This is a genomic window from Microbispora sp. CL1-1 (assembly GCF_012034195.1).
Classification (GTDB): Bacteria; Actinomycetota; Actinomycetes; order Streptosporangiales; family Streptosporangiaceae; genus Microbispora.
Map to the genome: position 1 here is coordinate 1 of NZ_JAATEK010000173.1, position 620 is coordinate 620.

The window sequence follows — 620 nt, forward strand, 5'->3', positions numbered from 1 at the left end:
CGACCGAACCGGATCACCCCACCCGGCAGCAGCACCTCACCCGGGCCGATCCTGTGACCCGGCTGCAGCGCACGCCCCAGAGGGATCGGGTGACCCGGCCATGCTGGGCGAACAGACCGACCCGGCAGACTCGGCCGACACGGCCAACACGGCGGGTACGGCCAACACCGCTGGCGCAGTCAGCACCACGGACGCGGTTGGCACGGCAGGCGCAGTCAACACCACAGGCGCGGCTGGCACGGCCAACTCGGACTCGGCGGGCGCGGCCAACACGACGGGAGTGGCCAACACGGCTGACGCGGTCAACGCGGCGAACTCGGCTGGTGCGGCCAACGCGGCCGACATGATCAACGCGGCGGGCACGGCTGACACTGCGGACGCCGCAGGCGCGGCTGAGACGGTTAACGCGGACTCGGCGAACACGACGGGCGCGGCGAACACGGCAGGCGCAGTCAGCACCACAGGCGCCGCAGGCGCGGCCAACATGGCTGACGTGGTCAACGCGGCAGGCGTGGCGAACACTGCTGACGTGGTCAATGCCGCAAGCTCGGCGGGCGCGGCCGGTACCGCTGGGGTGGCGAACACGGCGAACGGGGCTGATCGGCGTCATGCCGATGCGA

General features: G+C 71.8%; 1 pseudogene. It reads left to right on the forward strand.

The window, feature by feature from the left end:
• Positions 1 to 100 precede the first annotated feature (100 nt).
• Positions 101 to 620 (forward strand): annotated as a pseudogene (locus HCK04_RS40480) (hypothetical protein); the annotation flags it as partial.